The following is a 25,464-nucleotide window of genomic DNA, read 5'->3' on the forward strand; positions in this document are numbered from 1 at the left end:
TCACGTCCTTCGAACGGTGCGGCGCGAATCAATCACGCCAGTGTCGAAACCGGCGCGGTGCAGGCCTCCGTGAAACCTGGCGTGCTCAATCTTGAGACAGCGATCCATCACGACGTCGAGGCCAGCATCGTGGGCCAGCTTGGCGGCCTCCGCGCTCCACAGACCGAGCTGCACCCACAGAGCCTTGGCGCCGATCTCGACGGTCTCGGCCGCCACGCCCGGCAGATCGGCGGGCCGGCGGAACACGTCGACGAGATCCGGCACCACCGGCAGGTCGGCAAGGCTCGGGTAGCACGGCTCACCCAAGACCTCATCGGCGACCGGGTTCACGAAATACACGTCGAAGTCGGTGCTGGAGCTGAGCAGGTACGTGGCGACGAAGTTGGACGGCCGCGCCGGATTCGCCGAGACGCCCACCATTGCTACCGAACCTGTCCGCTGCATGAGAGCCAGCCGGTCGGCCGCACTGGGCTCAATCCAGCCTTCGACCGGTTCGTGGACAATCGTCATGCGGGCACCGCCTTCGCGAGGGCTTGGTCCAGATCCCAACAGATGTCATCGAGGTCTTCGAGGCCGACCGACAGCCGGATCATGTCGGCGCTGACGCCGCCTGCCGCCAGGGCCTCCTCGGAGAGCTGCTGGTGTGTTGTGGACGCCGGATGGATGACCAGTGTGCGGGCATCGCCAACGTTCGCGAGGTGGCTGATCATCTGCAGTGCCTCGATGAAATCCGCTCCCGCTTGGCGTCCCCCCTGCACACCGAACGTGAAGATGGCGCCCGGTCCCTGTGGCAGGTACTTGCGTGCGAGATCCCGGTAGGGAGAGGAATCGAGGCCCGAGTAGCTGACCCAGTTCACCGCCCGGTGGGCTTCGAGGTGTTCTGCGACGGCTTGTGCGTTTGCGACATGTTCGTCCATACGCTGAGGCAGCGTCTCGAGCCCTTGCAGCAGCAGGAAGGCGTTGAGCGGTGACATGGCAGCGCCGATATCACGAAGCTGCTCGACCCGCAGCTTGGTGCAGAAGGCGTACTCGCCGAAGTTCTCCCAGAATCGCATGTCGTTGTAGCTCGCCACGGGTTCGGTCATGTTGGGGAATCGACCGCTGCCCCAGTCGAACCGGCCCGACTCGCTGACAACCCCGCCGATCGAGTTGCCGTGCCCGCCGATGAACTTCGTCGCCGAGTGCAACACGATGTCGGCACCGTGCTCCATGGGACGGCACAGGTACGGCGTTGCAAAGGTGGAATCGACCACGAGCGGCAGCCCGTGGGCGTGAGCAACCTCGGCGATTGCTGCCAGATCGGGGATGGAGCCCGAGGGGTTGCCGACGATCTCGGTGTAACAGAACTTGGTGCGGTCGTCGATTGCAGCGGCATAGGCATCGACGCTGTCGCCGTCGACGAATCGAGCCTCGATGCCGAAGCGACCCAACGTCACATCGAACATGGTGTGCGTGCCGCCGTAGAGCGCAGACGAGGTGACGAGGTTGTCGCCCGTCTCGCACAGCGCGGCCGCTGTGAGGAACTCCGCCGACATGCCCGAGGCAGTCGCGACAGCTCCGATGGCGCCTTCGAGGCTCGCGACCCGCTCCTCGAACGCGTTGACCGTGGGGTTGGAGATGCGGGAGTAGATGGTCCCGTACTTCTGCAGGGCGAAGAGGTCGGCGGCGTCGCTAGTGTCCTCGAACACAAAGCTCGTGGACTGGTAGACGGGGACCGCACGAGCGCCTGTGGCGGGATCTGGTCGACCGCCCGCATGCAGCGCGCGCGTGCGGAATCCGAACTGGTGATCGCTCATCGAGAGCAGCCTAGGACGGGTCCGTTGCTCAGTGAGTTCGCCCGTTGCGCCCAGTCAACTCAGCGTGGCCGGTCAGCGGCGTATCGCCGGGCGCGTTCGAGCGCTTCAGCAGGGTTGACACCGGCAACACCTGCCATCCAGCAGGCAATCGGGGCCGCCATCCGCTCAGAGTCGTGGGCCGCGACGCCAGCGAGATCGAGCAGTTCGTTCATCACCTCGGCGCCCGGAGCCGCAGCGCCGATGACCTCCGCAAAGCCAGCAAGCCACTCAACCGCCGTCGTGCCCGGCGCATCAGAACCCGTCTCGTCGCTCATTGTCACAGCGTACGTTTGGCTCCGCGCATCGCTGCAGGCGATTCATGCTTGCCGCTCTGCACTGGATCGATACGGTGCGCTTGGGCGGGAGTCGACGGCAGCGGAGCCGCCTCCGGAGGAAGGGACTGCGGTGAGCGACGACGGAGGCATCTTCGGGCCAGAGCTGTACGAATTTCTCGAGGAGCTCGAGGCCAACAACAACCGGGATTGGTTCAACGAGAATCGTGAGCGCTACGAGGAGGAGGTGCGCGAGCCGGCCTTCGACCTGATCCGAGCCGTGCGCCCGCTGCTCGCCGAGATCTCGCCGCACATGACGGCTCGTGACACCAAGGTGGGCGGCTCGCTCATGCGAGTCTTCCGTGATACTCGATTCTCGGCTGACAAGACGCCCTACAAGACCAACGTGGGCATCCAGTTCCGGCATCTGCGCGCCAACGACGTCCACGCTCCCGGCTATTACGTCCACTTGTCGACCGAGAGCTGCTTCTTCGGCGCCGGGAGCTGGATGCCGGATCGAGACGCATTGGCGGCCTACCGGATAGCCATCGACGAACGCACCGAAGCCTGGATCGGGGCACGAGACACCTGCCAGTCCGACGGCTGGCGGATGGAGGGCGAGCGGCTCAAGCGCTCACCCCGAGACTGGTCGATCGATCACCCGATGATCGAGGACCTCAAGCGCAAGAGCTTCATAGCGGTGCGCGACTTCGACCACGACATGGCGCTCAAGCCCGAGTTTCCGGCGGTCATCACCGCGTGGTGCAACGAGACGCGTCCCCTCATGGCATTCCTCTGCGGAGCTGTGAATCTCGACTTCTGAGCAGACTCAGGCTCCGTCGAAGGCTTAATACCCGGCAGGTCGCCTCGGTAGCGCTCGACCTCGACGAGGCACGTGTGCGCTGACGGTCCTTGTGCAAGGCGGCTGGTGCCGCATCTTAGCTCCGCCAGTCGCCGGTGAACAGCCGGCTGGCGCAGGTCAAGCTGCCTGCACTGAACGGTCTGCAGGCCGCGGCTTGGGATGTCCTCATCGATCTCGCACCGCGGCTCGGCGCCAATTGGACCCTCATCGGCGGACAGATGGTCTTTCTGCACCAAGCCGAACGGGACCCGGCCACCTCAGTGCCGCCCCCGGAGGGCGCCAACCCAGCCGACACCGAGCAGACGTGTTCCTGCTCGCGTCCCTCTTGCGCAGCAGCGACATCGCCACCGCTGCGCTCACCGCCAACGAACGCCGACTGCTGCGCAGCGCACACGCCGACGTCACAGCGATGGCCGACACCCCACAAGCGCTAGCGATCGCCGCACGCCTGCATCGCCTCGTCGAGCCCCCTCAACAGGCCGCCGGCCGCGACGGGGCGACCCACACAACCCCGCACACGGGACTCGCGAAGAATCAGGACTAGCAGTGGCTCACTGCTCAGCAGTCTCCTCGCTCGGCGCGAGCGGCACGATTTGCGGCGGTTGGTACGACTCGACGGCTGGTGGTTCGCCGCGGTAGCGCTCGACCTCGACGAGGCAGGTGTGCGCTGACGGTCCTTGGGCAAGGCGACTGGTGCCGATATCAGCCGTGAGCGTGTTGGGGTTGCCCGCTCGGCACGTGCCGTCGGGCGCAGGGTCGTACCAAGCGCCGGTGGAGAGCTGTACGACTTGGGGCATGACCGAATCGTCCAGCACAGCACCCGCCAAGCAGGCGCCCCGATCGTTGTACAGGCGCACAACATCGCCCTCGGAGATCCCCCGTGCGGCGGCCGTATCCGGGTGGATGCGCACCGGCTCGCGCCCCGCAACCTTGGTTGCTTGGCTGGGAGCGGCATGGTCGAATTGGCTGTGAAGTCGGGCCTTGGGCTGATTCGACACCAGGTGCAATGGCCATCGGTCGCTGCCGGCACCCCCCAACCGCTCGTATGGCTCCATCCACGCCGGATGCGGCGGGCAGTCGTCGTAGCCGTACTCGGCGATCTCGTCGTTCCAGAGTTGGATCCGGCCGCTGGGCGTTCGCAATGGCTTGCCAACCGGGTCAGCGCGGAATGCCTCGAGAAAGATCTGCTCGGGATCACCCATCAACGCCATACCTGGCGCCATCGCATAGCCGTCCCGGCGAAAGTCCTCGTACGGCGGGGCCTGCGGATCCGCAGCTCGGTGAATCTCGTAGATGACCTCGATCCACTCGTCTGCTGTACGTCCTTCGGTGAATTGCTCGCCGAAGCCCAGGCGCTCAGCCAAGCGGGCAAAGATCCAGTAGTCGTCGCGTGACTCCCCCACGGGTTCGGCCACCGCTGCCATCGCTATCAGCATCGTCTCGGCGCCGCCGATGTCGTTGCGCTCGAGCGGCGTCGTTGCCGGCAGCACGATGTCGGCACGCCGGGCGATCGGCGACCAGAACGGCTCCTGCACCACGATCGTCTCGGGTCGCTGCCACGCTCGCATCAGGCGGTTCAGGTCCTGGTGGTGATGGAAGGGGTTCCCGCCCGACCAGTACACGAGCCGGACATCGGGAAAGCGCCCCGAACGCCCGTCGAAGTCGAACGGCTGGCGGGGCCCCTCCAACATCTCGGTGATCCGAGAGACGGCGATGGTCGGAGGCCCGGGTTGGCGCATCGGCACCGGGAGCCCGGGGATGCGGGCACGCGTCTGGCCCGCGCCGGTGTTGCCCTGGGTGCCGAAGCTGAAGACGTAACCGCCGCCCGGCAGGCCGACCTGGCCAAGCACGCAAGCCAGCGCCAGAGCCATCCAGTACGGCTGCTCGCCGTGGTGAGCCCGCTGGGTAGACAAGCTGAGGTTGACCAGTGTCCGCTTGGCGGCCATCTCGTGCGCGAGCGCGACGATGTCATCGGCGTCGATCCCGGTCACCTCCGCCGCCCACTGCGCCGACTTCGGCGTGTCGTAGTCGACTGCCTGTGCCCACGGCGTGGGGCCGGTCCAATCGCCACATGCCGCAGCGAGCCCCTCGCCCAGCACGTGTGCCCGAAACCGATCCCAGCCTTCGCAGTAGGTCGTCAGGAAGTCCAGGTCCGCCAGACCGTCAGTGACGAGCGTGTGGATGATCCCTGCCATGAGCGCCACATCGGTGCCGGGCCGTATCGGGAGCCAACGTGCATCAGCCGCTGTGCCGAAGTCGTCTCGCAACGGACCGACGTTCAGGAATTCCACACCTTCCGCGGCCGCCCGGGCGACCCAGTCGTTGTGATGATGCGGGCCTTGGCCGCCGTAGGTGACGTGGTTGTTGGTCGCGCGCATCCCGCCGAAGCACACGAAGAGCTCGGTGTGCTCGCAGATGACCGACCAGGAGGTCTGCCGGGCGATGCCGGCGTGGTAGCCCATGCCGAGCATGTAGGGGAAGATCGCCTCAGCGGCGGCAGACGAGTATGTGCCCTTCTGGTCGGTGCAGCCGCCGAAGAAGCGCATGAACCGGTGCTGCTGGCTCGATGCCAGCCCGAAGCGTCCCGCGGAGCCCCAGCCGTAGGACCCGCCGAAGATCGAGGCATTGCCGTGGTCGTCGCGCACCCGGGTCAGCTCTGCGGCCACCAGGTCGAGTGCTATATCCCAGTCGACCTCCACAAACGGGTCGGCGCCTCGCAAGTGGGTCGCCGCCCCGGGTCCGTCGCGCAACCAGGACTGCCGCACTGCTGGACGCATGACCCGGTTCTCGGCGAAGTGGCGCAGCGACTCCCCCAGATGTGAGGGCTCGGGATCGGTGGGATGGCCGCGCACTGCCACCACTTCGCCGTCGTGCGAGTCGATGAGGAACGATCCGAAGTGCGTTCCCATCGCCGTCGTGCGCACGCCGGTGCGGGGCGTGTCGTGTGCGGCGCTCATGGCGTGGCCGCCGCGGTGCCGGCGGCTGGACTCGCTTCTCGAACGCCCAGTCGCTGCGCGTGCTCATCGGCGGGGAGAGCGTCGTCGCCGTTCCGGGCGCTTGTTCGCTGCTGCCACGCGTCGGCCAGGAGTTCGAGGCTGACGATTCGTTCCGCAAGCCCGAACGTGGATGTGTGGATCATCAGCTCGTCGGCTCCCGTCGCATCGGCGAGTTCTTCGAGTGCGGCCACCGCCTCACCGGGATCCCCGACGATGGCGTTCGTCGGCATGGTGGCGGCGCGTTGCCATTCGGGATGCGACATCGCTTCGTCCGGCGAGAACAATGGCCAGAACCGACCCGTGCGAATGCCCCATCGTCGCAGCAGCGACGGTGCAGCGTGGTACTGCGCCGTTTCAGTATCAGCGGCCGTGACCAGCCCGACACTCACCATCACGTACGGCTCGTCCAGTACGGCAGATGGCTGGAAGCGCTGGCGGTAGAGGTCGAGCGCGCCCAGCACGCCGCCGCCGTCGAAATGGTGGGCGAATGCGAACGGCAGGCCCAAGTAGCCAGCCAATTGCGCTGAGTAGCCGCTGGATCCCAGCAGCAGCACCGCAGGCGCCGAAGTGGCCTTCGGCGTTGCACGAAAGTCAGACCAAGGCCCCTCGGTAGTGCGCACATCGCCGAGGTATGCCATCAAGTCGATCAGGTGGCTCGGAAAGTCGTCCACTTGCCAGGGGTCGGGCACTGCAGCGTCTTCGGCAGGTCCTCGCACAGCGGCGGCGGAGATGCGATCGCTGCCAGGTGCTCGTCCGACGCCGAGGTCGACGCGCCCCGGATGCAGCGCTTCGAGCATTGCGAACTGCTCAGCGACAACTGCCGGGCTGTGATTGGGGAGCATGACGCCGCCCGAACCCAGCTTGATCCGCTCAGTGTGAGCAGCAAGGTGGGCAATCAGCACTGCGGGCGACGTGCTTGCAACGGTGTCGATGTTGTGATGCTCGGCCACCCAGAACCGCTCGTAGCCCAGCCGATCGGCTGCCCGGGCAAGCTCGGTGGTCTCTGCGAGCGCCTGCGCGCTGGTGCCGCCCGCTGAGACGGTGGCCAGGTCCAGCGCGGACAGCGGCACAGGCTGTGCAGAACTCACAGCGTCAGGCTAAGAGGCGAAGCCGTGGCCCGAGCGGCCCGTGAGCGACAGCGAACTAGAGCGGGAAATAGCTGGTGCGACAACGCAAAGGTCACCCATCCGAGCGCCCTTTCGAGCCAGAGGCTGGGCGGTGAGCCTTCAGCCCAGTGCCCCGGCGGCAGCGGCGTCAGCGATCTGCTCATCGGTGAGGCCGAGTTCGGAGCTGAGGACGTCGAACGTGTGCTGACCAAGCATGGGTGCTGCAAATCGCGGCCCGTGGTCGTAATCGGCGATCTGATACTGGTGACCCGAATAGGGAACGGTTCCCATTCGGGGGTGCTCCAGCCACCGGTGGAAGCCACGGTAGGCGTACTGCGGATCCGCGAGGAGGTCGCTGCTGCGCTGCACCATGCCCGCCGCGATCCCAGCCCCTGCCAGGAGCCGTTCCAGATTCACAGCGTCTTGGGTGCCCGTCCACGCGGAAATCTCGTCGTCAATGGCATCGTGGGCAGCGAACCTGCCTTCCAGCGTTGACAGCTCGGCCGCCTGGGTCCACTTGGGTGCTCCCATCAGCCCCACAAATGTCTTCCATTGGGCGTCGTCGGCGATCGTTATGGCGCACCACCGATCGTCGCCCTCGCACGGGTACACACCCTGCGGCGCAACATCGGGATTCCGGTTGCCGTTACGGGTGGCCACCGTCCCGCTGCCGGCATAGTCGGCCAGCTCGGGTGCCAGGAATTGCAGGCCGCATTCAAGCTGTGCTGCTTCGATGACACAGCCCTTGCCCGTGCGGCGTCGGCGATCCAGCGCCGCGAGCACGGTGGCGGTGATGATGCGGGGCGAGATCGTGTCGGTATAGGCGAGATACGGCCCGTCGGGCGGCAGGTCGGGCCATCCCACCACCGGATAGAAGCCGGCGATGGCAGCGGCGTGATAGCCGAAACCGCCCATGCGCGACAGCGGACCGCCGCTGGCCAGCAGCGACGTGTGCACCACGATGGCGTTCGGGTTCATCTCGGCGATGAGGTCGTCGTCGGCGACGTTGCGGGCGAAGGTTCCCGGTGTCCACGATTCCACGACCACATCGGCCCAGGCGATCATCCGACGGGCGATGTCGACGCCCGCAGCCGTCTTGAGGTCGATGTCGATGCTGAGCTTCGAGGTGTTGAACGTGCCGAAGAAGTGCGCCATGTCGACATCGATGACATCGTCCTTGAACGGCGGATTCGCACGCAGACCATCGATACGTCCCGCCGATTCGATCCGCACGACCGTTGCACCGTGGTCCGCGAACGCTTTCGCGGTGATGGGCCCAACCCCGATCCAGCTGAAGTCGGCGACCTTCAGACCGGCGAATGGCAACTCGGCGTTCCCGACGCTCCATGCGGACGGTTCGAGCACGGATTCCGGAGGCTCAACCACGTCATCGTGCGTGGTTGTCTCGGCGGCGTCTGCGGCTTCGGCTCGGATCTCTGCTCCGTGCTCGTCGACCAGCGGCGGTCGTCGCCGCGTGCCGATGCGAACGCCGTTGATCGTCGCAGGTCCACCGGGGAATTCCACCGTCGACGTGCCGGCGAGTTCTGCAGAACGCCAGAAGTCTCTGGCCCGCAGGTGCTCGAATTCGACCAGGTCGGCCACTGTGTGGACCGGGGCGATGGTCTCGCCCAGCTCCACCGATCGCTCCAAGAGCTCAGCGTTGGTGTGCCGCTCACACAGCGCCACCATCGCCACGTAGAGCTCATCGAACGTGTGACTGACCGGCTCGCCCCGCGATGCCCGCAGGTCATAGGTGTCCCAGTCTTCGTCGTGCCAGCTCTCATCGGCCAGGCCTTGTTCGATGTACCACTCGAGCAGCCGACCGGTCGCCACCCCTCGGGCAACGCCGATCGCCCAACCGTCCTTGGTCCGGTAGCGCATCTGCAGCGGTGCGGCGAGGTTGACCATGGTGCCCGAGCGCTGGAAATCCCGGCCGCAGATCGCATGAGTCTCCATGGCGTTCAACAGCGTCCACGTCATGGCGGCCTGGGCCGACACGGCGACGTGCTGTCCATCGCCGTTGGCGCGCATGCGAGCATGGGCCATCAGCCCCGCTGCAGCGGCCTCCGCACCGGCGTGGCGCCATGCCTGTGCGATCGAAGCCTTGACCGGCGCCCGCTCGAAGACGCCCTGCATGTTCGCGGAACCGCCCAGCGCCGCCAACGACAGCTCCGAGGCAGGATCGGCGCTGCGAGGGCCGTCGAGTCCGAACGGCGTGACTTGGACGTGGATGATCCGGCCATTCAGCGCACGCAGATCGCCGGTGAGGTAGCCGGCTTCAGCCAGCGTGCCGGGCACGCCCGATTCGTAGACGAAGTCAGCGCTGCGCACGAGACGCTCGAAGACTTGGCGGTCGTCAGTGTTGTCGAGGTCAAGAACGACAGAGCGCTTGTTCGAGTTGTAGGCGCAGAACTGCCAGCTGTGCAGGTCCGGCGAAGCGGTGTCAGGGTCTGCCCCGCTGGGGGTTCGCAGCGGCAACGCTGATCGCGCCGGGCTTCCGCCCGGCGGTTCGATCTTGATCACGTCGGCACCCAGCTCAGCCAGCATCCACGGCCCCAGCTCGCCCCGGTGATCGGTCAGATCCAGCACTCTCATGCCGGCAATCGGCGCAGCCGCCGCGCCGGGAGCGATGTTGTCGAGTGGATCCATCTGCCGTCCGTGACCTGGTTGTCGGCCTGCTGCCGCAGCGCGTCGCCCCACGACGATACGCAGGCGACTGGGGTGGCTGTGCGGTTAGCTTGCCCGGATGGCCTCGTCTGACTCCGGTGGACGATGGCTCGGGCCGCCCGAGCTCGTCGACGAGATGCTCGCTCGCGTCCGCGCCTGCGGGGAACGCAGCGACGCGCAGCGCATTCCCGACCGCGACATCATGGCCGATCTGGGGCGGCTGGGACTCATGCGTCTGCTCGTGCCCGAAGAGCTCGGCGGGCTGGGTCGCCACCCCGCGGAGTTCATCGAGTTCACCCACCGCCTGTCCTACGCGCATCCCTCGACGGGCTGGGTCGCCATGACCTGCAACGAGGAGGCGGAGATCTTCGCCGCCCATCTCGAAGGCGAGACGGTGTCTCGGTTCTACGCCACCCATCCTGACGCCGTCATCGCCGGCTCGGGCGTGCCCCGGGGGCTCGTTCGCCCGGTCGAGGGTGGCTGGATGGCGAGTGGGCGCTGGACGTTCGTCAGCGGCTGCACGGCAGCCGACTGGTGGGTAGTGGCCAACGTGGTGGAGGGCACACAGCCCAAGGACCTCTGCCACATCTTGATCCCGGCCGACCCGGGCCTCATCGAGGACACCTGGCATACCGTGGGCCTGCGCGGAACCGGCAGCAACGATGTGGTGCTCAGCGAGCATTTCGTACCGGCTCACTACGCGGCGGTCGTGGCCAACCACTCGTTGCCCAAACCCAACGAGCACCCCTTCTACCGGCTGCCTTCAGGCCTGCGATTCCCATTTCCCAAGACCGGCGTAGCGTCGGGAATCGCCCGCCGCGCAATCGACGAATTCGCCGCGCTGGCCGACACGAAGACCCCGCTGTTTGCCCGCTCGGAGTTGGCGTCACGACCCGATGCGCACGCCGCGATGGCCCGCGCGGAAGCCTTGCTCGGGGCCGGCCAGGCGTTCGTCGCCGATCAGCTCGATGAGATCTGGAGCACCGCCGCCGCGCATGGCGAAGTGACGCCCGCCCAGCACGCGCGCGCCCGGCTGGCTTGCTCATGGAGCGTCCAGAACTGCATCGAGGCGGTCGAGACGCTCGTCACCGCAGCCGGCAGCACGGCCAACTTCACGGCATCGCCACTCGGCGGGCTGCTCAACGACGTGCGGGCAGTAGCCGGGCACTTCATGGTGGGCAGCTACCAGATCGACACCGCAGGCCGGGTGCTGCTGGGCCAGGACGCAGGCGACCGCAACTTCTGACGACTCGATGATCTGGCGCAAGCGCCTCGCACTTGACATCTACAGAAGCCGCCCAGGGTGAATCACCCCTCGGAACTCACGATTTAGGCTCAGCGGCCTATCAAGTTGCAGCACGATCACATCGATGGCGAATAGGAACGTGTGCTCGTAATCCGAGCGCTCGCGAAAATTGGCTTGAAGGAATCACAGATGCGCAGACAGCATTCGTCGTTGAGGCTCGGGGCCGCACTGTTGACGTCGCTGGCCTTGGTGGCGGCGCTCACTACCGAAGTGCACGCCGAGGGCGGCGGGTTCGATCTCTCGCAGGGCCTCGCGCCGCCGGCGCTGCCTGTGCAAGGCGGCCTCACCTATCCCAATCTCGGCTCGGGCCTCAGCGGCCTCGCCGACGATCCTTTTGGCGCGCAATACGGCGCCGACTTCCTTTGGGGCGGAGACTCGGGCGGCGGAGGCTCGGCCGACGGCGTCGCTGCCTCGCCATTGCAGCCGGGCGACAGCGGGAATCACACCGCCTCGATGCTGGCGCTGTCGATCATCGTCGACGGCGACGTCGGGCGCGTTGTCGATGTGATCAACGCCAGCGGCGGAGATGTCCGCAACGTGCTTGGCAGCTACATCGAGGCCTATGTGCCGCCGACCGCGCTGGCCCGGTTGGCGCGGACGCCCGGGGTGAGCTGGGCGCGAGAGCTGGCGCGGCCGTTGCAGGCCAGAGGCACGGTCACTAGCGGCGGTGTCGCGTGGCACCTCGCTAGCGCCTGGCACGACGCCGGGATCAAGGGCCAAGGCGTGAAGATCGGCGTGATCGACTTGCCAAGCGGGTCCACGACTAGGGATGGTTTCACCGGTGCGCCTGCACTGTTGGGCACCGATCTGCCGAGTGCCGTCAGTGCTCGGTGTTACACCGATCTGGGCAAACACACGAGCGACATCGCTGACTGCTCTGCCGCGGGCGGTTCGACTCACGGCACCATCGTGGCCGAGACGGTGATGGATGTGGCCCCTGAGGCCAGCCTGTACATCGCCAATCCGTCTTCGAGGGGTGATCTTCGCAGTACGGCGGAGTGGATGCACCGCGAGGGTGTCGGGGTCATCGTCTACTCAGTCATTTGGCAGTTCCACGGCCCGCCCGATGGCACCAGCCCATACGCCTACGGCCCGCTCAACACGGTGAAGTGGGCGGCTGACAACGGCATCGTGTGGGTGAACGCAGCTGGGAACTGGCATCGAGACACTTGGTACGGCCCGTTCGCGGATGCCGACAAAGACAACATTCACGAGTGGAGGACCGGTGTCGAAGATCAGTACCTGACCTTGAAGCCGTTCGAGCGCGCGCGTGTGTTCATGCGCTGGGACGACACATGGGGTGGTGCCGACGACGACCTTGCTTTGATGGTGGTGAGCAAGCCCGGCTCTCCCGATGAGTCTGTCTTTGCGACGGCGAACGACTCGCAGACCGGAGGCGCCCATCACGATCCCTTCGAGTGGGTCACCGTCATCAACAGAGGATGGCAATCTCGCACCGTTGCTTTGAGGGTCAAGTCGATGGACGGGTCCAAGCCCAGCTGGATTCAGTTGGTCACTTGGGGTGGCGTCCTCGGGACGCAATCAGACGGTTACAGCGTTCAGTCTCCTGCGGACAGCCCGCATCCCGGCATGCTGGCCGTGGGGGCCGGCAGCCCGGTGGGGGTTTACAGTTACAGCAGCCGCGGGCCGACTCCCGACGGACGTATCAAGCCCGACATTGTCGGCGCGGCCGGGATGGGGACCGTCACACGCGGCCGGTTCCAGGGCACCAGCGCGGCTGCCCCCCATGTCGGCGGCCTGGCCGCGCTCGTTGTCCAGCAGAATCCCGGCTTTGCCCCAGCAGATGTCACCGGTTACCTCAAGACGCACGCCAAGCCGAACGGCGACGTCGTGCCGAACAACACTTGGGGGCACGGCTTCGCGCAGCTGCCCTCACCGAGTTGCGCTCAGGACCTCAACGGTTCGGGAACCACACCGGGCAGCTGGACCAATGACTGCGTCGCAGCTGTCGACTCCGCCAAGAGCGGCCGTTACTACAACATCAGGGTTTTGCAGGAATCGGCGGTGACGATCGACCTATCGTCGAGCGTCGATTCGTATCTCCGCCTGCGCAATGGCTACAACGCCCAACAGGGCGCTGCGCTGCACAGCGACGACAACGGCGGCACCGGTAACAACGCCCGGATCAGCGCCACGCTCGCGGCGGGTACCTACACGATCGAAGCGACCACGGCCGCCGACTCGCAGACCGGTGCGTTCTCGCTTTCTGTCAGCGGCTTGGCGGCGGTGCCTGAGGTCAGTCTCAGCGGCGGCGCCGAGGTCACCGAGGGTTCCAACGTTACCTTCACGGTGACTGCCAGCCCGATACCGAGTTCGCCGCTGCCCGTCAAGGTGCAGGTGACGACGACGGGCGACTACGGGGTGACACCCAGCACGCGCACCATCAACATCCCCACCAGCACCGGCAGCACCGATCTCGTCCTGTCCACCGCGAACGACAACGTCCCCGAGGTGAACGGCGGCATCACCGCGACGCTCGTCAAAGGCACTGACTATGACGTGTCGTCCAGCGCGTCGGCAGCCACTGTCGGCGTGAACGACAACGACAACTTCAGCTGCCATGACATCGTGGCCGCCGACGGCTCTGTCGACGGCACGTTGGTCACGAACTGCAAGCAGAGCTTCTACTCAGAAGACAGCAAGCGGTACGCCCGTTTCTACTCGTTCGAGATTGCCCAACAAAGCGGTGTCGTTATCGAGATGGAGTCGACGGAGCTGAATCCCTACCTCATGCTGCGTCTCGGCAAGGACGCGCGGTCGGGGACGCCCTTGCATTTCAATGACAACGCGGGAGAATCACAGAACCCGCCCGGCGCAGCCCTCTACTTGAACGCCCGCATCGCCGAAGGGCTCAGCGCTGGCTGGTACACGATCGAGGCAACTTCGCTCGATCATGAGAAGATCGGCGCTTTCAAGATGCAGATCCGGGGTTTGAGCCCGCAGACATCGGTGCCGGTGATCAGCATCGCCGGCGACGACGACATCACTGAGGGCGAAGACGCCAGCTTCACTCTCACGGCCTCCCCCGCGCCTGCGTCTGACCTCGATGTCACTGTTGCGGTCACGCAAGACGGGGATTTCGCCACGACCGGCTCGCAGACGGTGACGATTCCCGCCACGGGCAGCGCCACCTTGACGGTTCCCACAGACAACGACAGCGTCCGCGAGCCGGCAGGGTCCATCACTGCGGCGATCGCCGACGGCAACGGTTATGCCGTGTCCTCGACAATCTCGGTATCGGAGCGAACTGGTGCCGGCATCGCGACGGTCAACGTCGCCAACGATGACGGAGGAATCTGCACCGAAGCGCTGACCGCCGACGGCACCGTCTCAGGGGCATGGGGCACTGACTGCGAGTCGTTTACGTTTCAGCGTACGTATGAGTACTTGACCCGCTGGGCTCGGTATTACATCTTCGAGCTGGAGCAATCAAGCAAGATCACCATCGACCTCACGTCGGGTCACGACACCTATTTGTTCCTGCGCTCAGGAAAGGACACCCAGAGCGGCCAGCCGCTGCATGAGAACGACGACATCGGCGGGGGAAACCCGAACTCCCGCATCAGCGAAACTCTCGCGGCAGGTTGGTACACCATCGAGGCGACCACCCTCTTCAGATCGAAAACCGGTGACTTTTCTCTGACCATCTCGGGCTTGGCGACGAGACCGACTGAACCCGAAGTCAGCATCGCGGCGGGCAGCGGTGTTTCTGAGGGGTCTGCTGCGAGTTTCACAGTGACCGCGACGCCCAAGCCTGCAGCTGATCTGGACGTGACGATCAATGTGTCGCAGAGCGGTGACTTCGGCGCGACGACGGGTTCGAGGACGGTGACGATTCCGGCGTCTGGATCAAAGACGTTCACCATCGCGACAACGAACGACTCCGCCGATGAGGCGGACGGCTCGGTCACCTCGGCCGTCAGCGCAGGCACGGGCTACACAGTCTCGTCGGGCAGTGGGAGCGCCACAGTGGCTGTTGCCGACGATGACGTTCCCGAGGTCAGCATTGCCGCGGGCGGCGGGGTCACCGAGGGCGGCGACGCTGAGTTCACGTTGACAGCCAGTCCCGTGCCTGCGGCTGGTTTGGATGTGACGGTCGCGGTAGCCCAGGACGGCGATTTCGGCGTCGCGACTGGTTCGCGGACGGTGACGATTCCGGCGTCGGGCAGTTTCGCCTTGGCTGTGGCTACCAGCGATGACAGCGTCGACGAGGCGGACGGTTCGGTCACTGCGACGGTGGGCAGCGGCACGGGCTACACGGTTTCGGCAACGAAGAGCGCCGCGACGGTGGCGGTGTCTGATGATGACGATCCGTTGCCGGTCATCAGCATCGTCGGCGGCTCGGCGGTGGCCGAGGGCGGGAATGCGACGTACACGCTCACGGCCAGTCCCTCACCGGCGACGCCTTTGACGGTCAATGTGACGGTCTCCCAGAGCGGCGACTACTACGTGGGGACCGGTCCGACGACTGTTCAGATCGCGACGTCGGGCACCCACACCCTGAGCCTCGGCACCACCAACGACAGCATCGACGAATCTGATGGCTCGGTGACGGTGACGCTGTCCACCGGGACGGGCTACACGGTGTCAACTACGCAAAGCGCGGCGAAAGTGGCGGTGTCTGATGACGACGATCCGCCTCCGCCACCGCCACCGCCTCCTGCGGGTTGTGTTTCTGATGAGACGCTGGAGTTGGCGCGTGACTATTACGACCTGAACCGTGATCGCGCGCCGAGTTATGGCCGTAACTGGCGTCGGGTGCTGATCGCGTTCGGTGATGTGGTCGATGATGAGTTGACTGCGTTCACTGCGGCTGAGGCGCTTGAGGGTGAGCAGATCTGGTTCGGGTGGAAGCCGTTCCGTGAGGCGTTGGAATGCATCGAGGCAGCCCAGCAGCCCGAAGATCCGGAGATCAGCATCGCTGCGGGCAGCGCCGTCACCGAGGGAGCCGCAGCGTCGTTCACGCTCACCGCGTCACCGGCGCCGACTGCTGTTTTGTCGGTCGACGTGACGGTGTCGCAGTCAGGCGATTTCGGTGCGACGACCGGAACGCGGACTGTCACGATCCCCGCCAGCGGCAGCTACACCCTGGCCGTCATCACCACCGGTGACAGCATCGACGAGGCCGACGGGTCAGTAACCGTGTCGGTCGGCACTGGCACCGGCTACACAGTGTCGTCGAGCGACAGCAGCGCCACGGTCGCGGTGGCCGATAATGATGTGCCCGAGGTCGGTGTCGCGGCTGGTTCGGGGATCACTGAGGGCGGCGACGCGACGTTCACGGTGACCGCGGCCCCGACGCCGTATGCGGCTCTGCCGGTCGAATTGACTGTGTCGGCGAGCGGCGATTTCGGTGCGGCGACCGGGTCGCGGACGGTGACGATCCCCTCCAGCGGCAGTTACACCTTGACCGTCTCTACTGTCGGTGACAACGTCGACGAACCCGACGGGTCAGCAACCGTGTCGGTGAGCGGCGGCACCGGCTACACAGTGTCGTCGTCGGCTGGCTCGGCGACGGTCGCTGTGTCCGACGATGACGACCCGCCGCCGACTGTGCCGGAGATCAGCATCGCTGCGGGCAGCGCCGTGACTGAGGGGACTGCGGCGTCGTTCACGCTCACAGCCAACCCCGCACCGGCGTCAGCCCTGTCGGTCAGCGTGACCGTCGCCCAGAGCGGCAACTACGGTGCCGACACCGGTGTGCGAACAGTCACGATCCCGACCGGCGGCAGCTACACGTTGACCGTTGCCACCGCCAACGACAACACAGACGAAGCAGACGGGTCGGTCACCGCCACGATCGGCACAGGCACCGGCTACACCGTGTCGTCCACGCAGAGCGCGGCGACTGTCGCTGTGTCTGATGACGACGACCCGCCGCCTCCACCGCCGCCTGTGCCTGCGGGTTGTGTTTCTGATGAGGTGTTGGAGTCGGCGCGTGACTATTACGACCTGAACCGTGATCGCGCGCCTGGTTTTGGCCGTAACTGGCGTCGTGTGCTGGTGGCGTTCGGTGACGTGACCGATGATCAGTTGACTGCGATGACCGCGGCTGAGGCGCTTGAGGGTGAGCAGATCTGGTTCGGGTGGCGGCCGTTCCGTGAGGCGTTGGAATGCATCGAAGCAGGCCAGCAGCCCCCGCCGCAATCTGACCCCGAGATCAGCGTCTCCGCGGGCAGCGCCGTAACCGAGGGGACCGCGGCGTCGTTCACTATCACCGCGTCTCCCAACCCGGCGGCGAACCTGGACGTAGCGGTGACCGTCTCCCAGAGCGGCGATTACGGTGCGACGATCGGGTCGCGGACCGTGACGATCCCCTCAGCGGGCAGCTACACGCTTTCGGTGGCCACGACCGGTGACAGTGTCGATGAGGCCGACGGCTCGGTGTCGGTGTCGGTGGACACCGGCACCGGCTACACGGTGTCGTCGTCGGCCGGCTCGGCGACGGTCGCGGTCGCAGACGACGACCCCGCACCGCCCCCGCCAGCTGATCCGGAGATCAGCATCGCTGCGGGCAGCGGTGTCACAGAAGGCGCCGCGGCGTCGTTCACGCTCACAGCCAACCCCACACCGGCGACAGCGCTGACTGTCAGCGTCAACGTCGCCCAGAGCGGCGACTACGGCGTGTCCATCGGGACACGCCCCGTGACAATCCCCACCAGCGGCAGTTACACGCTGACCATCGCCACCACCGATGACACGGCTGATGAGGCCGACGGGTCGGTCACCGTCACGATCGGCACAGGCACCGGCTACATCGTGTCGTCCACGCAGAGCGCGGCGACGGTGGCGGTGTCTGATGACGACGACCCGCCGCCTCCACCACCGCCTGTGCCTGCGGGTTGTGTTTCTGATGAGGTGTTGGAGTCGGCGCGTGACTATTTCGACCTGAATCGTGATCGCGAGCCGAGTTATGGCCGTAACTGGCGTCGGGTGCTGATCGCGTTCGGTGATGTGGTCGATGATCAGTTGACTGCGTTCACTGCGGCTGAGGCGCTCGAGGGTGAGCAGATCTGGTTCGGGTGGAAGCCGTTCCGTGAGGCGCTGGAATGCATCGAGGCAGCCCAGCAGCCCGAAGATCCCGAGATCAGCGTCACCGCGGGCAGCGCCGTCACCGAGGGGACCGCAGCGTCGTTCACTATCACCGCGTCTCCCAACCCGGCGGCGAGCCTGGACGTAACGGTGACCGTCTCCCAGAGCGGCGATTACGGTGCGACGACCGGGGCACGGACCGTGACAATCCCCACCAGCGGCAGTCACACGCTGACCGTCGCCACCACCGATGACACGGCTGACGAAGCCGACGGGTCGATCACCGCCACGGTCGACAGCGGCACGGGCTACACCGTGTCGTCGAGCGACAGCAGCGCCACGGTCGCGGTCGCCGACGACGACGTGCCCGAGGTCAGCATCGCGGCGGGCAGCGATGTCGCTGAGGGGACTGCGGCGTCGTTCACGCTCACCGCCAGTCCTGTGCCTGCGGCGAGTCTTGACGTCAGAGTGACCGTGTCGCAGAGCGGCGACTTCGCTGCCACCGGTGAGCGGACGGTCACGATTCCCACGACTGGCACCGCGACGTTCACCGTCGCCACCGCCGACGACACCACTGATGAGGCCGACGGATCAGTCACCGCGACAGTGGGCAGCGGCACCGGCTACACCGTGTCAGCGACCCAGAGCGCGGCGACGGTGGCGGTGTCCGACGACGACGACCCGCCGCCGAGCACGCCGGTCATCAGCATCGTCGGGGGCACTGCGGTGACAGAAGGCGGCAATGCGACCTACACGATCACGGCCAGTCCCGCACCGACGGCGCCCCTGACGGTCAGCCTGACGATTTCTCAGAGCGGCAGCTTCCATTTGTCGCCTGGTCCGATGACGATCCAGATGGCGACTTCGGGCACCCACACTGTGAGCCTCGGCACCCACGACGACAGCACCGACGAGCCTGACGGGTCGCTGACTGTGACAGTGGGCAGCGGCACGGGCTACACCGTGTCATCCACGCAGAACGCGGCGACAGTCGCGGTGTCGGACAACGATCTGGCCGCCGCCGGTCCGCCGACGGTGACCGTCAGCGACGCCACCGCCGCCGAGGACGCGCAGCACCTCGCCTTCGTGGTGACACTGTCGAAACCCAATCCCGACCCGATCACGTTCCGCTACGGCGGATACGGCCGCACCGCGACACTGTGGCAGGACTGGAGCATCGAATACAAGGCGTTCACACTCGACGCAGGCGACACGACCATCGAGATCACCGTGCCGATCATCGACGACGACACCCCAGAAAACGACGAGACGCTGCGCGTGTACATCTACGCCATCAGCGGAATCGTCATCCGCGACGGCTTCCTCTACGCCACCGGCACCATCACCGACGACGACTGACCCAGTTGCGCGCAACAACATGAGCCGACAGCTGAACCTTCCAGTCGTCGCACGAGAGGTCAGCGCCTATCCGCTCATGCTCTGAATCGATATTCGCTTGCTGTACACGCGCTGCGGCACTTACCGTCGCGCGCCGATAGGTAACGCTGAGGATCGAGTTGTCATCACGCCGTCAGCACGCCGCCATGGCATCCCCGACGCCGACATCTTGCACGCCGTTCGCAACCCTCGCCAGATCGACCTCACAGACGACGGGCGCATCTTCGTCATCGGATCGCAACGCGATGGTGCGTTCGTCGAACTGGTCATCGTGGATGACGTTGCGAATGAGCTTTTCCGGATCATCCACGCGATGCCTGCGAGAACGACACGCCTAAGGTGAAGCTATGCCGTTGAATCTCGACTTCACGGGAATGACCGAAGAGGAAATCGACAGCTACTGCGAAGCACACGCGGACGAGATCTGCGCGTATGCGCACTCGCTGGATCCCGGCCACACAACCCCCATGACCGCAGCGGAACAGCAACTCTGGCGCTGGGCCCTCTCTGCCACGAACGACCGTCAGCAGGTGTGTGACCTCGTCGCAGATGCGCGCCGCACCGGCAGCTCACCGGAGCGCATAGCCAGGCTGCTCGCGCTGCCCGTCCATGAGGTACAGACTCGCTACAGCAGAACGATTTGATGAGACAGTTCGCAAGCCGCATCGACACCCGCAGCGACGGGTTCGCCAAGAATGCTGCCGCGTACGGTGACCTGCTTGCCACGCTGCGCGATCGCCAGCAGTTCGCCATCGCAGGCGGCACTGGCCGAGAGCGCTCCATCGAACGTCACCACTCTCGAGGCAAGATCCTGCCGCGCGACCGCATCGACCTGGTCTGCGATGCCGCCACGCCGTTCCTGGAACTCTCCACGCTGGCCGGCTGGGACATGTACGACAACAGCGCCCCCGGTGCGGGCATCGTCACCGGCATCGGCGTTGTCTGCGGTGTCCCGTGGATGTTCATCGCCAACGACGCCACCGTGAAAGGCGGCTCGCTGCTGCCGATCAGCATCAAGAAGCACGTGCGTGCCCAGGACATCGCCGCAGAGAACGGCCTCGGCGTCATATACCTCGTCGATTCGGGCGGTGCGTTCCTGCCGTTGCAGGATGACATCTTCCCCGACAAGGACCATTTCGGCGGCAGCTTCTACCGGCAGGCCCGGCTCTCCGCGCAGGGCCTGCCGCAGATCTCGGTGGTGCTCGGCGGCTGCACGGCGGGAGGGGCGTACGTTCCAGCGCTCAGCGACGAAGTGATCATGGTCTCGGGCATCGGGCGGATTTATCTCGGCGGGCCCCCGATCGTGAAAGCGGCCCTAGGGGAGATCATCGAGCCCGACGAGCTCGGCGGCGCTGCGCTGCACACCCGGGTCTCGGGCGTGTCCGATTACATGACGCCCGACGAGCGATCCGCCTACGGCAAGCTGCGCGAACTGTGCGCCGCCGCCAACCAGCGATCGGTCGATCACCGGGAGAACTGGTTGTCGTGGACACAACCGGAACCGCCTCACTACGACCCGGCCGAGATCTACGGCGTCATCTCAGCCGACGACCGCATCGGATTCGACGCCCGCGAGATCATTGCCCGCCTTGTCGACGGCTCCCGCTACGGCGAATTCAAGCCCGAATGGGGCGAGCACATCACCTGCGGCTTCGCCCGCATCTGGGGCTTTCAGGTCGGCATCATCGCCAACAACGGGATCATCTTCTCCTCCGACGCGCTCAAGGCCACGCACTTCATTGAGCTCTGCGAGCAGCGTCGGGTGCCGTTGCTGTTCCTGCAGAACACGACGGGCTACATGGTCGGCAGCGATTCGGAGGCAGCCGGCATCGCCAAGCACGGGGCGAAGATGGTGTCCGCGGTGGCCAATGCCACCGTGCCTCGCTACACGGTGCTCATCGGCGGCTCCTACGGTGCGGGCAACTACGGCATGTGCGGGCGCGGCTTCAACCCTCGGCTCCTGTTCGCCTGGCCGAACAGTCGCATTGCCACCATGTCCGCCGAAACGGCCCAAACCGTGCTGGTCGACATTCGCCTCGCGGGGATGCGCGGCACGGAGACCACCGACGAAGAGATCACCGCGATGCGGGCTGAGGTGGCCGACCAATACGAGCGCCAGAGTGATCCGTACTACGCCACCGCACGCTTGTGGGACGACGGTCTCATCGACCCCGCCGACACTCGCGACGCGCTCGGTCTGTGCCTCGCGCTAGCAGCCCGCCAGGACGCTCCCGCACCAGGCGGCGGCCTCGTGTACCGGATGTAGCCGGCTGGGAGGATCGATGGACGTACGGCGACCCCGCCAAGCAGCGGCCGCTGTGTCGCGGGCGACACATTCACCGGCCCGACTGCAGTTCCCGGCAGCGAAGGAGTCTCAGTGAAACTACTGGTGGCCAATCGGGGCGAGATCGCCAGCCGGGTGTTCGCCACGGCACGACGCATGGGGTGGCGCACCGTCGCCGTGTGGGCCGAGCCCGACCGCGACGCGCCGTTCGTGTGTGACGCAGACGAGGCCCGCCACATCGGGCCGGCCGCCCTCGACCGCTCGTATCTCAGCATCGACGCCATCGTCGCTGCGGCCCGCGAGACAGATGCCGATGCAGTGCACCCCGGCTACGGATTTCTCTCGGAGAATGCAGGCTTCGCCCGCGCCGTGATCGATGCCGGCATGACGTGGGTGGGCCCGCACCCCCAAGCCATTGCCCAGATGGGCGCCAAGATCGAGGCGCGAGCGCTGGCAGAGGCGGCCGGCGTTCCGACGATCCCCGGCGCAAGCGACGGAGATCTCGGCGCCGCTGCTGAGGCCATCGGCTACCCGGTGCTGGTGAAGGCATCCGCCGGGGGCGGCGGCAAGGGCATCCGCATCGTCAGATCGGCAGCGGAATTCGACGCAGCGCTGGTGGCCGCCCTCACCGAGGCCGCCCGCTCGTTCGGCGACGATCGGGTCATCGTGGAGCGATACATCGAGCGGCCCCGCCACGTCGAGGTGCAGGTGATCGGCGACAAGCACGGCCGTGTCGTCCATCTCGGCACACGTGACTGCTCGTCGCAGCGCCGGTTCCAGAAGCTGCTGGAGGAAGCGCCCGCACCCAACTTGGCCGACGCCACGCTCGACGGTCTCGGCAACGCAGCCGTGCGGCTCGCCCGCCACATCGGGTACGACAACGCCGGCACGGTGGAGTTCATCGTCGATGCGAACACGGGCGACTTCTTCTTCTTGGAGATGAACACCCGGCTGCAGGTCGAGCACCCGGTCACCGAGGCGATCACGGGGCTGGACCTCGTCGAGCTGCAGCTGCGTGCAGCGGCCGGCGAGCCGTTGGCGCTCGAGCGGTCAGATGTCACCTTCGAGGGGCACAGCGTCGAAGCCCGGATCAACGCCGAGGACCCCGCCGACGGCTTCAGCCCCAGAGCCGGCTCGGTGCGCCATCTGGAGGTGCCCGCAGGCGTCCGGTGGGACTCCGCCGTGCAGGCCGGCAGCGAGATCACGCCCTATTACGACCCGCTGGTAGCCAAGCTCATCGTGAAGGGCCCAGACCGGGCGGCGGCGCTGGATTCGCTGGGCGTTGCGCTCGATGGGCTGGTGCTCGGGCCGGTGCCGACCAATGCCGGGTTCCTGCGATGGCTCGTCGACACGCCGCAGCTGCGAGCCGGTGAGATGACCACCGACGTCATCGACGCGCTGGGATCGCACGCCACGGCGGCGCCGGCGTCGGCCGGCGAAGCTGCGCCTTTGGCCGCCGCAGCGTGGCTGTCCCGCCTGGGTCGTAGGCGCGCCGCAAGCAGTGACGGGCCGTGGTCGGCACTCGGTTCGTTCCGTCTGACCGATCACCGTTCTTGCGCAGCGGTGTTGCTGCGAGACGTCACGGGCGAGCTTCACGAGGTGCCCGCAACGGCAGTCGAAGCTGCTGCAGCAGTGGGTGCGGCGGCAGTGGGTGCTCACAGTGCGACGGACGGCTCGGTCGCCGTCAACCTCGACGGCCACACCATCACGTTCGAGGTCCCCGACCGGTCCGATGCGTGGGCGCCCACCGCAACCGACGAAACAGGCGCAGTCGATGCGATCGCAGCACCGTTTCCCGCTGTCGTCGTCGAGATTGCCGTTGTCGCCGGCGATGTCGTAGCCGCCGGCGACCCCGTCGTAGTGGTCGAAGCAATGAAGATGCTCCACTCGCTTGTGGCGCACGGCGCCGGGACGGTGGAAGAAGTGCAGTGCGCCCCCGGCGACGCTGTCGAGGCCAATCAGGTCTTGGTCAGCTTCGCCAGCGGCTGAGGACAGAGCGATCTGGGGCGGAGCCGGGGTGAGCGAGGCCGGAGCCGGGGTGATCGGGGGCAGGTGCGCCCGTGCTCGAACATGGGCAGCGCCGCCGGTTACCGTGGGTCGGGCTGTGGTACTGCGAACTGCGCGTGGGCACACCTGCGCCCGCTCACGGGACTGTCATATTTGGACAGACCTACGACTGACCGCACGGCACACAGCCCGACGCAGGGCGCGCCACACATGCCGACTTCGACTCGGTCGTGGTCGCAGCCGCAGGGCTCGAGGGCGATCGTGGCAAGTGACTGCAGCTGTGCGCCGGTCAACTCCGGCGGCAGCGAGCCCTCGGCAGCGCAGCGCGAGCCCGAAATTCGCTTGGCGGCGAAGCCCGCTGAACCTACCGTCGCCCCAGCACGGGGCGCCGCGTCTGCGGTGACTGCCGGAAGGAGATGCCGTGAGTACGATCGCTACCGTGACCGATGACGACCGGTCCGCTGCCGCCGATCCGCATCACAGCCGAGCCCCAGCGAGCGAAGTCGCCGTGCCGCAGCCGCGGTCCCGCGCCGACGCCCGGCGCAGCGTCCGGCGTTCGCTGCTGGTGCCCGCCGTGGTATCGGTGATCGTGGCGCTGATCGGCGGCCTGTTCGTGCTGGCAGCGCTGGGCTTCAACACGCTGCGCGACGACATCGCCCAGATCCGCGACGACGTCACCGCCGACATTGACACGCTGCGCGACGACGTCAACTCTGACATCGACGCTCTGCGCTCGGACATGCAAGCCGGATTCGCCCGAGTCGACCAGCGCTTCGCCCAAGTCGACGAGCGCTTTGCCGAGGTCAACGCGATCCTGCTGAACCACACCGACCGGCTCGCCCGCATCGAAGCCGCCCAGGACACCCACTCCGACCGGCTCGCCCGCATTGAGGCCACCCAAGACACTCACTCGGACCGGCTCGCCCGCATCGAGGCAGGACAAGAGGCTCACTCGGCTACCTGAGTCCGGCCACGACTGACCCCACATGGGCAGCGGCGTCCGGCCCATCATTTCGCGGTTTTTCGGTGTCGCTCCGAATTACAGTCGAGGGTCTACGGAAGAGCATGAGTGACATTGAAACGAATCGATCCGGCTGCCAGCGTGGACGCTGCGGAGTTTCCGTGCCCGAGGTGCGGTTCGGCGATGGTGCGCCGGGTCGCGAAGCGGGGCAAGAACGAGGGGAACGAGTTCTGGGGATGTTCGACGTTTCCGAAGTGCCGCTCGATCGTGCAGATCGATGAACCGAATCCAGGGGCTCTGCCGGACGCGTACGCAACCGGTCCGGTGTGCCCGTTCAGCAGCCCGCGGCCTGATCCGCCCAAGGGTCTATTGAAGAAAACGGTCTCTGCAATGGGCGGCATCTGGCGCTGGAGCCTCGAAGCGGACGAGCCAGACGCGACAGACCGATGGAAGCCCAAGCATCGGAAGAAGGTTCTCGACTATCTGCACATTCGGGACGGGGGGCGCTGCGGGCTGTGCGGCGGCAAGATGAAACTGAAAGGCGCGCAAGTCGAGCACGTGGTGCCGAAGCGGTATGCGGTGTTCGAACTCAGTGCCGAGGGCCAGGCACGGCAGGGCACGTACTACACGAGCGTGCTGCACGGCATGGAGAACCTCCAAACAGCCCACCCTCGGTGCAACAAGTACAAGGGCAACGCACCCGACATCCGCAGTTGG

General features: G+C 66.2%; 15 protein-coding genes and 1 pseudogene. 9 read left to right on the top strand and 7 right to left on the bottom strand.

Annotated elements, in window-relative coordinates:
* Genes ACOOF5_RS14815 through ACOOF5_RS14825 form a run of 3 tightly spaced genes read right to left on the bottom strand, consistent with a single transcriptional unit; the run spans position 1 to position 2,110 of the window.
* On the bottom strand, positions 1-510 hold the full coding sequence (locus ACOOF5_RS14815) for a CoA-binding protein (protein ID WP_420440472.1): 510 nt from the start codon (positions 508-510) through the stop codon (positions 1-3).
* Entirely contained in the window at positions 507-1,796 is a 1,290-nt protein-coding gene (locus tag ACOOF5_RS14820) for an O-acetylhomoserine aminocarboxypropyltransferase/cysteine synthase family protein (protein WP_420440474.1), read from the bottom strand. Before ACOOF5_RS14820 ends, ACOOF5_RS14815 begins: the two co-directional genes overlap by 4 nt.
* Before the next feature lie 59 nt (positions 1,797-1,855).
* Positions 1,856-2,110, bottom strand: a complete 255-nt coding sequence (locus tag ACOOF5_RS14825; protein WP_420440476.1) for a DUF6457 domain-containing protein — start codon at positions 2,108-2,110, stop codon at positions 1,856-1,858.
* A gap of 130 nt (positions 2,111-2,240) precedes the next feature.
* Here ACOOF5_RS14825 and ACOOF5_RS14830 point away from each other — a divergent pair, with 130 nt between their 5' ends.
* Together ACOOF5_RS14830 and ACOOF5_RS14835 are read left to right on the top strand one after the other, a co-directional pair.
* Entirely contained in the window at positions 2,241-2,930 is a 690-nt protein-coding gene (locus ACOOF5_RS14830; RefSeq protein WP_420440478.1) for a TIGR02453 family protein, read from the top strand.
* 343 nt (positions 2,931-3,273) lie between these two features.
* Positions 3,274-3,513 (top strand): hypothetical protein, encoded by a 240-nt coding sequence (locus ACOOF5_RS14835; RefSeq protein WP_420440480.1) that lies wholly within the window; start codon positions 3,274-3,276, stop codon positions 3,511-3,513.
* A 7-nt stretch (positions 3,514-3,520) separates the two neighbouring features.
* Here the strand turns inward: ACOOF5_RS14835 and ACOOF5_RS14840 are convergent, their stop codons facing one another.
* The 3 genes from ACOOF5_RS14840 to ACOOF5_RS14850 form a co-directional block, all read right to left on the bottom strand.
* Entirely contained in the window at positions 3,521-5,926 is a 2,406-nt protein-coding gene (locus ACOOF5_RS14840; RefSeq protein ID WP_420440482.1) for a molybdopterin-dependent oxidoreductase, read from the bottom strand.
* A complete protein-coding gene (locus ACOOF5_RS14845) occupies positions 5,923-7,053 on the bottom strand; it encodes an LLM class flavin-dependent oxidoreductase (protein WP_420440484.1) in 1,131 nt (376 codons plus the stop codon). Before ACOOF5_RS14845 ends, ACOOF5_RS14840 begins: the two co-directional genes overlap by 4 nt.
* A gap of 138 nt (positions 7,054-7,191) precedes the next feature.
* Positions 7,192-9,720 (bottom strand): CoA transferase, encoded by a 2,529-nt coding sequence (locus ACOOF5_RS14850; protein WP_420440486.1) that lies wholly within the window; start codon positions 9,718-9,720, stop codon positions 7,192-7,194.
* Between the two features lie 97 nt (positions 9,721-9,817).
* On the opposite strand from ACOOF5_RS14850, the gene ACOOF5_RS14855 reads away from it, so the two are divergent.
* Together ACOOF5_RS14855 and ACOOF5_RS14860 are read left to right on the top strand one after the other, a co-directional pair.
* Complete coding sequence (locus ACOOF5_RS14855) at positions 9,818-10,984, top strand: acyl-CoA dehydrogenase family protein (RefSeq protein ID WP_420440488.1); 1,167 nt, start codon at positions 9,818-9,820, stop codon at positions 10,982-10,984.
* A 210-nt stretch (positions 10,985-11,194) separates the two neighbouring features.
* On the top strand, positions 11,195-19,456 hold the full coding sequence (locus tag ACOOF5_RS14860) for a hypothetical protein (RefSeq protein ID WP_420440490.1): 8,262 nt from the start codon (positions 11,195-11,197) through the stop codon (positions 19,454-19,456).
* 172 nt (positions 19,457-19,628) lie between these two features.
* On the opposite strand, the gene ACOOF5_RS14865 is transcribed toward ACOOF5_RS14860, so the two are convergent.
* Positions 19,629-19,805, bottom strand: coding sequence for a hypothetical protein (locus ACOOF5_RS14865; protein ID WP_420440492.1), 177 nt, complete (start codon positions 19,803-19,805; stop codon positions 19,629-19,631).
* Between the two features lie 37 nt (positions 19,806-19,842).
* Here ACOOF5_RS14865 and ACOOF5_RS14870 point away from each other — a divergent pair, with 37 nt between their 5' ends.
* The 5 genes and pseudogenes from ACOOF5_RS14870 to ACOOF5_RS14890 form a co-directional block, all read left to right on the top strand.
* Entirely contained in the window at positions 19,843-20,139 is a 297-nt protein-coding gene (locus ACOOF5_RS14870) for a hypothetical protein (protein ID WP_420440494.1), read from the top strand.
* Positions 20,139-21,761, top strand: coding sequence for a carboxyl transferase domain-containing protein (locus tag ACOOF5_RS14875; RefSeq protein ID WP_420440496.1), 1,623 nt, complete (start codon positions 20,139-20,141; stop codon positions 21,759-21,761). The genes ACOOF5_RS14870 and ACOOF5_RS14875 overlap by 1 nt, the downstream gene beginning before the upstream one ends.
* A 111-nt stretch (positions 21,762-21,872) precedes the next feature.
* Positions 21,873-23,768, top strand: a complete 1,896-nt coding sequence (locus tag ACOOF5_RS14880) for a biotin carboxylase N-terminal domain-containing protein (RefSeq protein ID WP_420440498.1) — start codon at positions 21,873-21,875, stop codon at positions 23,766-23,768.
* A gap of 439 nt (positions 23,769-24,207) precedes the next feature.
* Complete coding sequence (locus ACOOF5_RS14885; protein WP_420440500.1) at positions 24,208-24,750, top strand: hypothetical protein; 543 nt, start codon at positions 24,208-24,210, stop codon at positions 24,748-24,750.
* A 159-nt stretch (positions 24,751-24,909) separates the two neighbouring features.
* Positions 24,910-25,014, top strand: a pseudogene (locus tag ACOOF5_RS14890) (topoisomerase DNA-binding C4 zinc finger domain-containing protein); the annotation flags it as partial.
* Between the last annotated feature and the right edge of the window lie 450 nt (positions 25,015-25,464).

Source organism: Candidatus Poriferisodalis sp., from assembly GCF_965214215.1.
Classification (GTDB): Bacteria; Actinomycetota; Acidimicrobiia; order Acidimicrobiales; family Poriferisodalaceae; genus Poriferisodalis.

Excerpts from the sequence above, each read along its gene's own strand:
- ACOOF5_RS14815 (WP_420440472.1), bottom strand. The coding sequence starts at position 510 with ATGACGATTGTCCACGAACCGGTCGAAGGCTGGATTGAGCCCAGTGCG.
- ACOOF5_RS14850 (WP_420440486.1), bottom strand. The coding sequence starts at position 9,720 with ATGGATCCACTCGACAACATCGCTCCCGGCGCGGCGGCTGCGCCGATT.
- ACOOF5_RS14825 (WP_420440476.1), bottom strand. The coding sequence starts at position 2,110 with ATGAGCGACGAGACGGGTTCTGATGCGCCGGGCACGACGGCGGTTGAG.
- ACOOF5_RS14840 (WP_420440482.1), bottom strand. The coding sequence starts at position 5,926 with ATGAGCGCCGCACACGACACGCCCCGCACCGGCGTGCGCACGACGGCG.
- ACOOF5_RS14870 (WP_420440494.1), top strand. The coding sequence starts at position 19,843 with ATGCCGTTGAATCTCGACTTCACGGGAATGACCGAAGAGGAAATCGAC.
- ACOOF5_RS14875 (WP_420440496.1), top strand. The coding sequence starts at position 20,139 with ATGAGACAGTTCGCAAGCCGCATCGACACCCGCAGCGACGGGTTCGCC.
- ACOOF5_RS14855 (WP_420440488.1), top strand. The coding sequence starts at position 9,818 with ATGGCCTCGTCTGACTCCGGTGGACGATGGCTCGGGCCGCCCGAGCTC.
- ACOOF5_RS14820 (WP_420440474.1), bottom strand. The coding sequence starts at position 1,796 with ATGAGCGATCACCAGTTCGGATTCCGCACGCGCGCGCTGCATGCGGGC.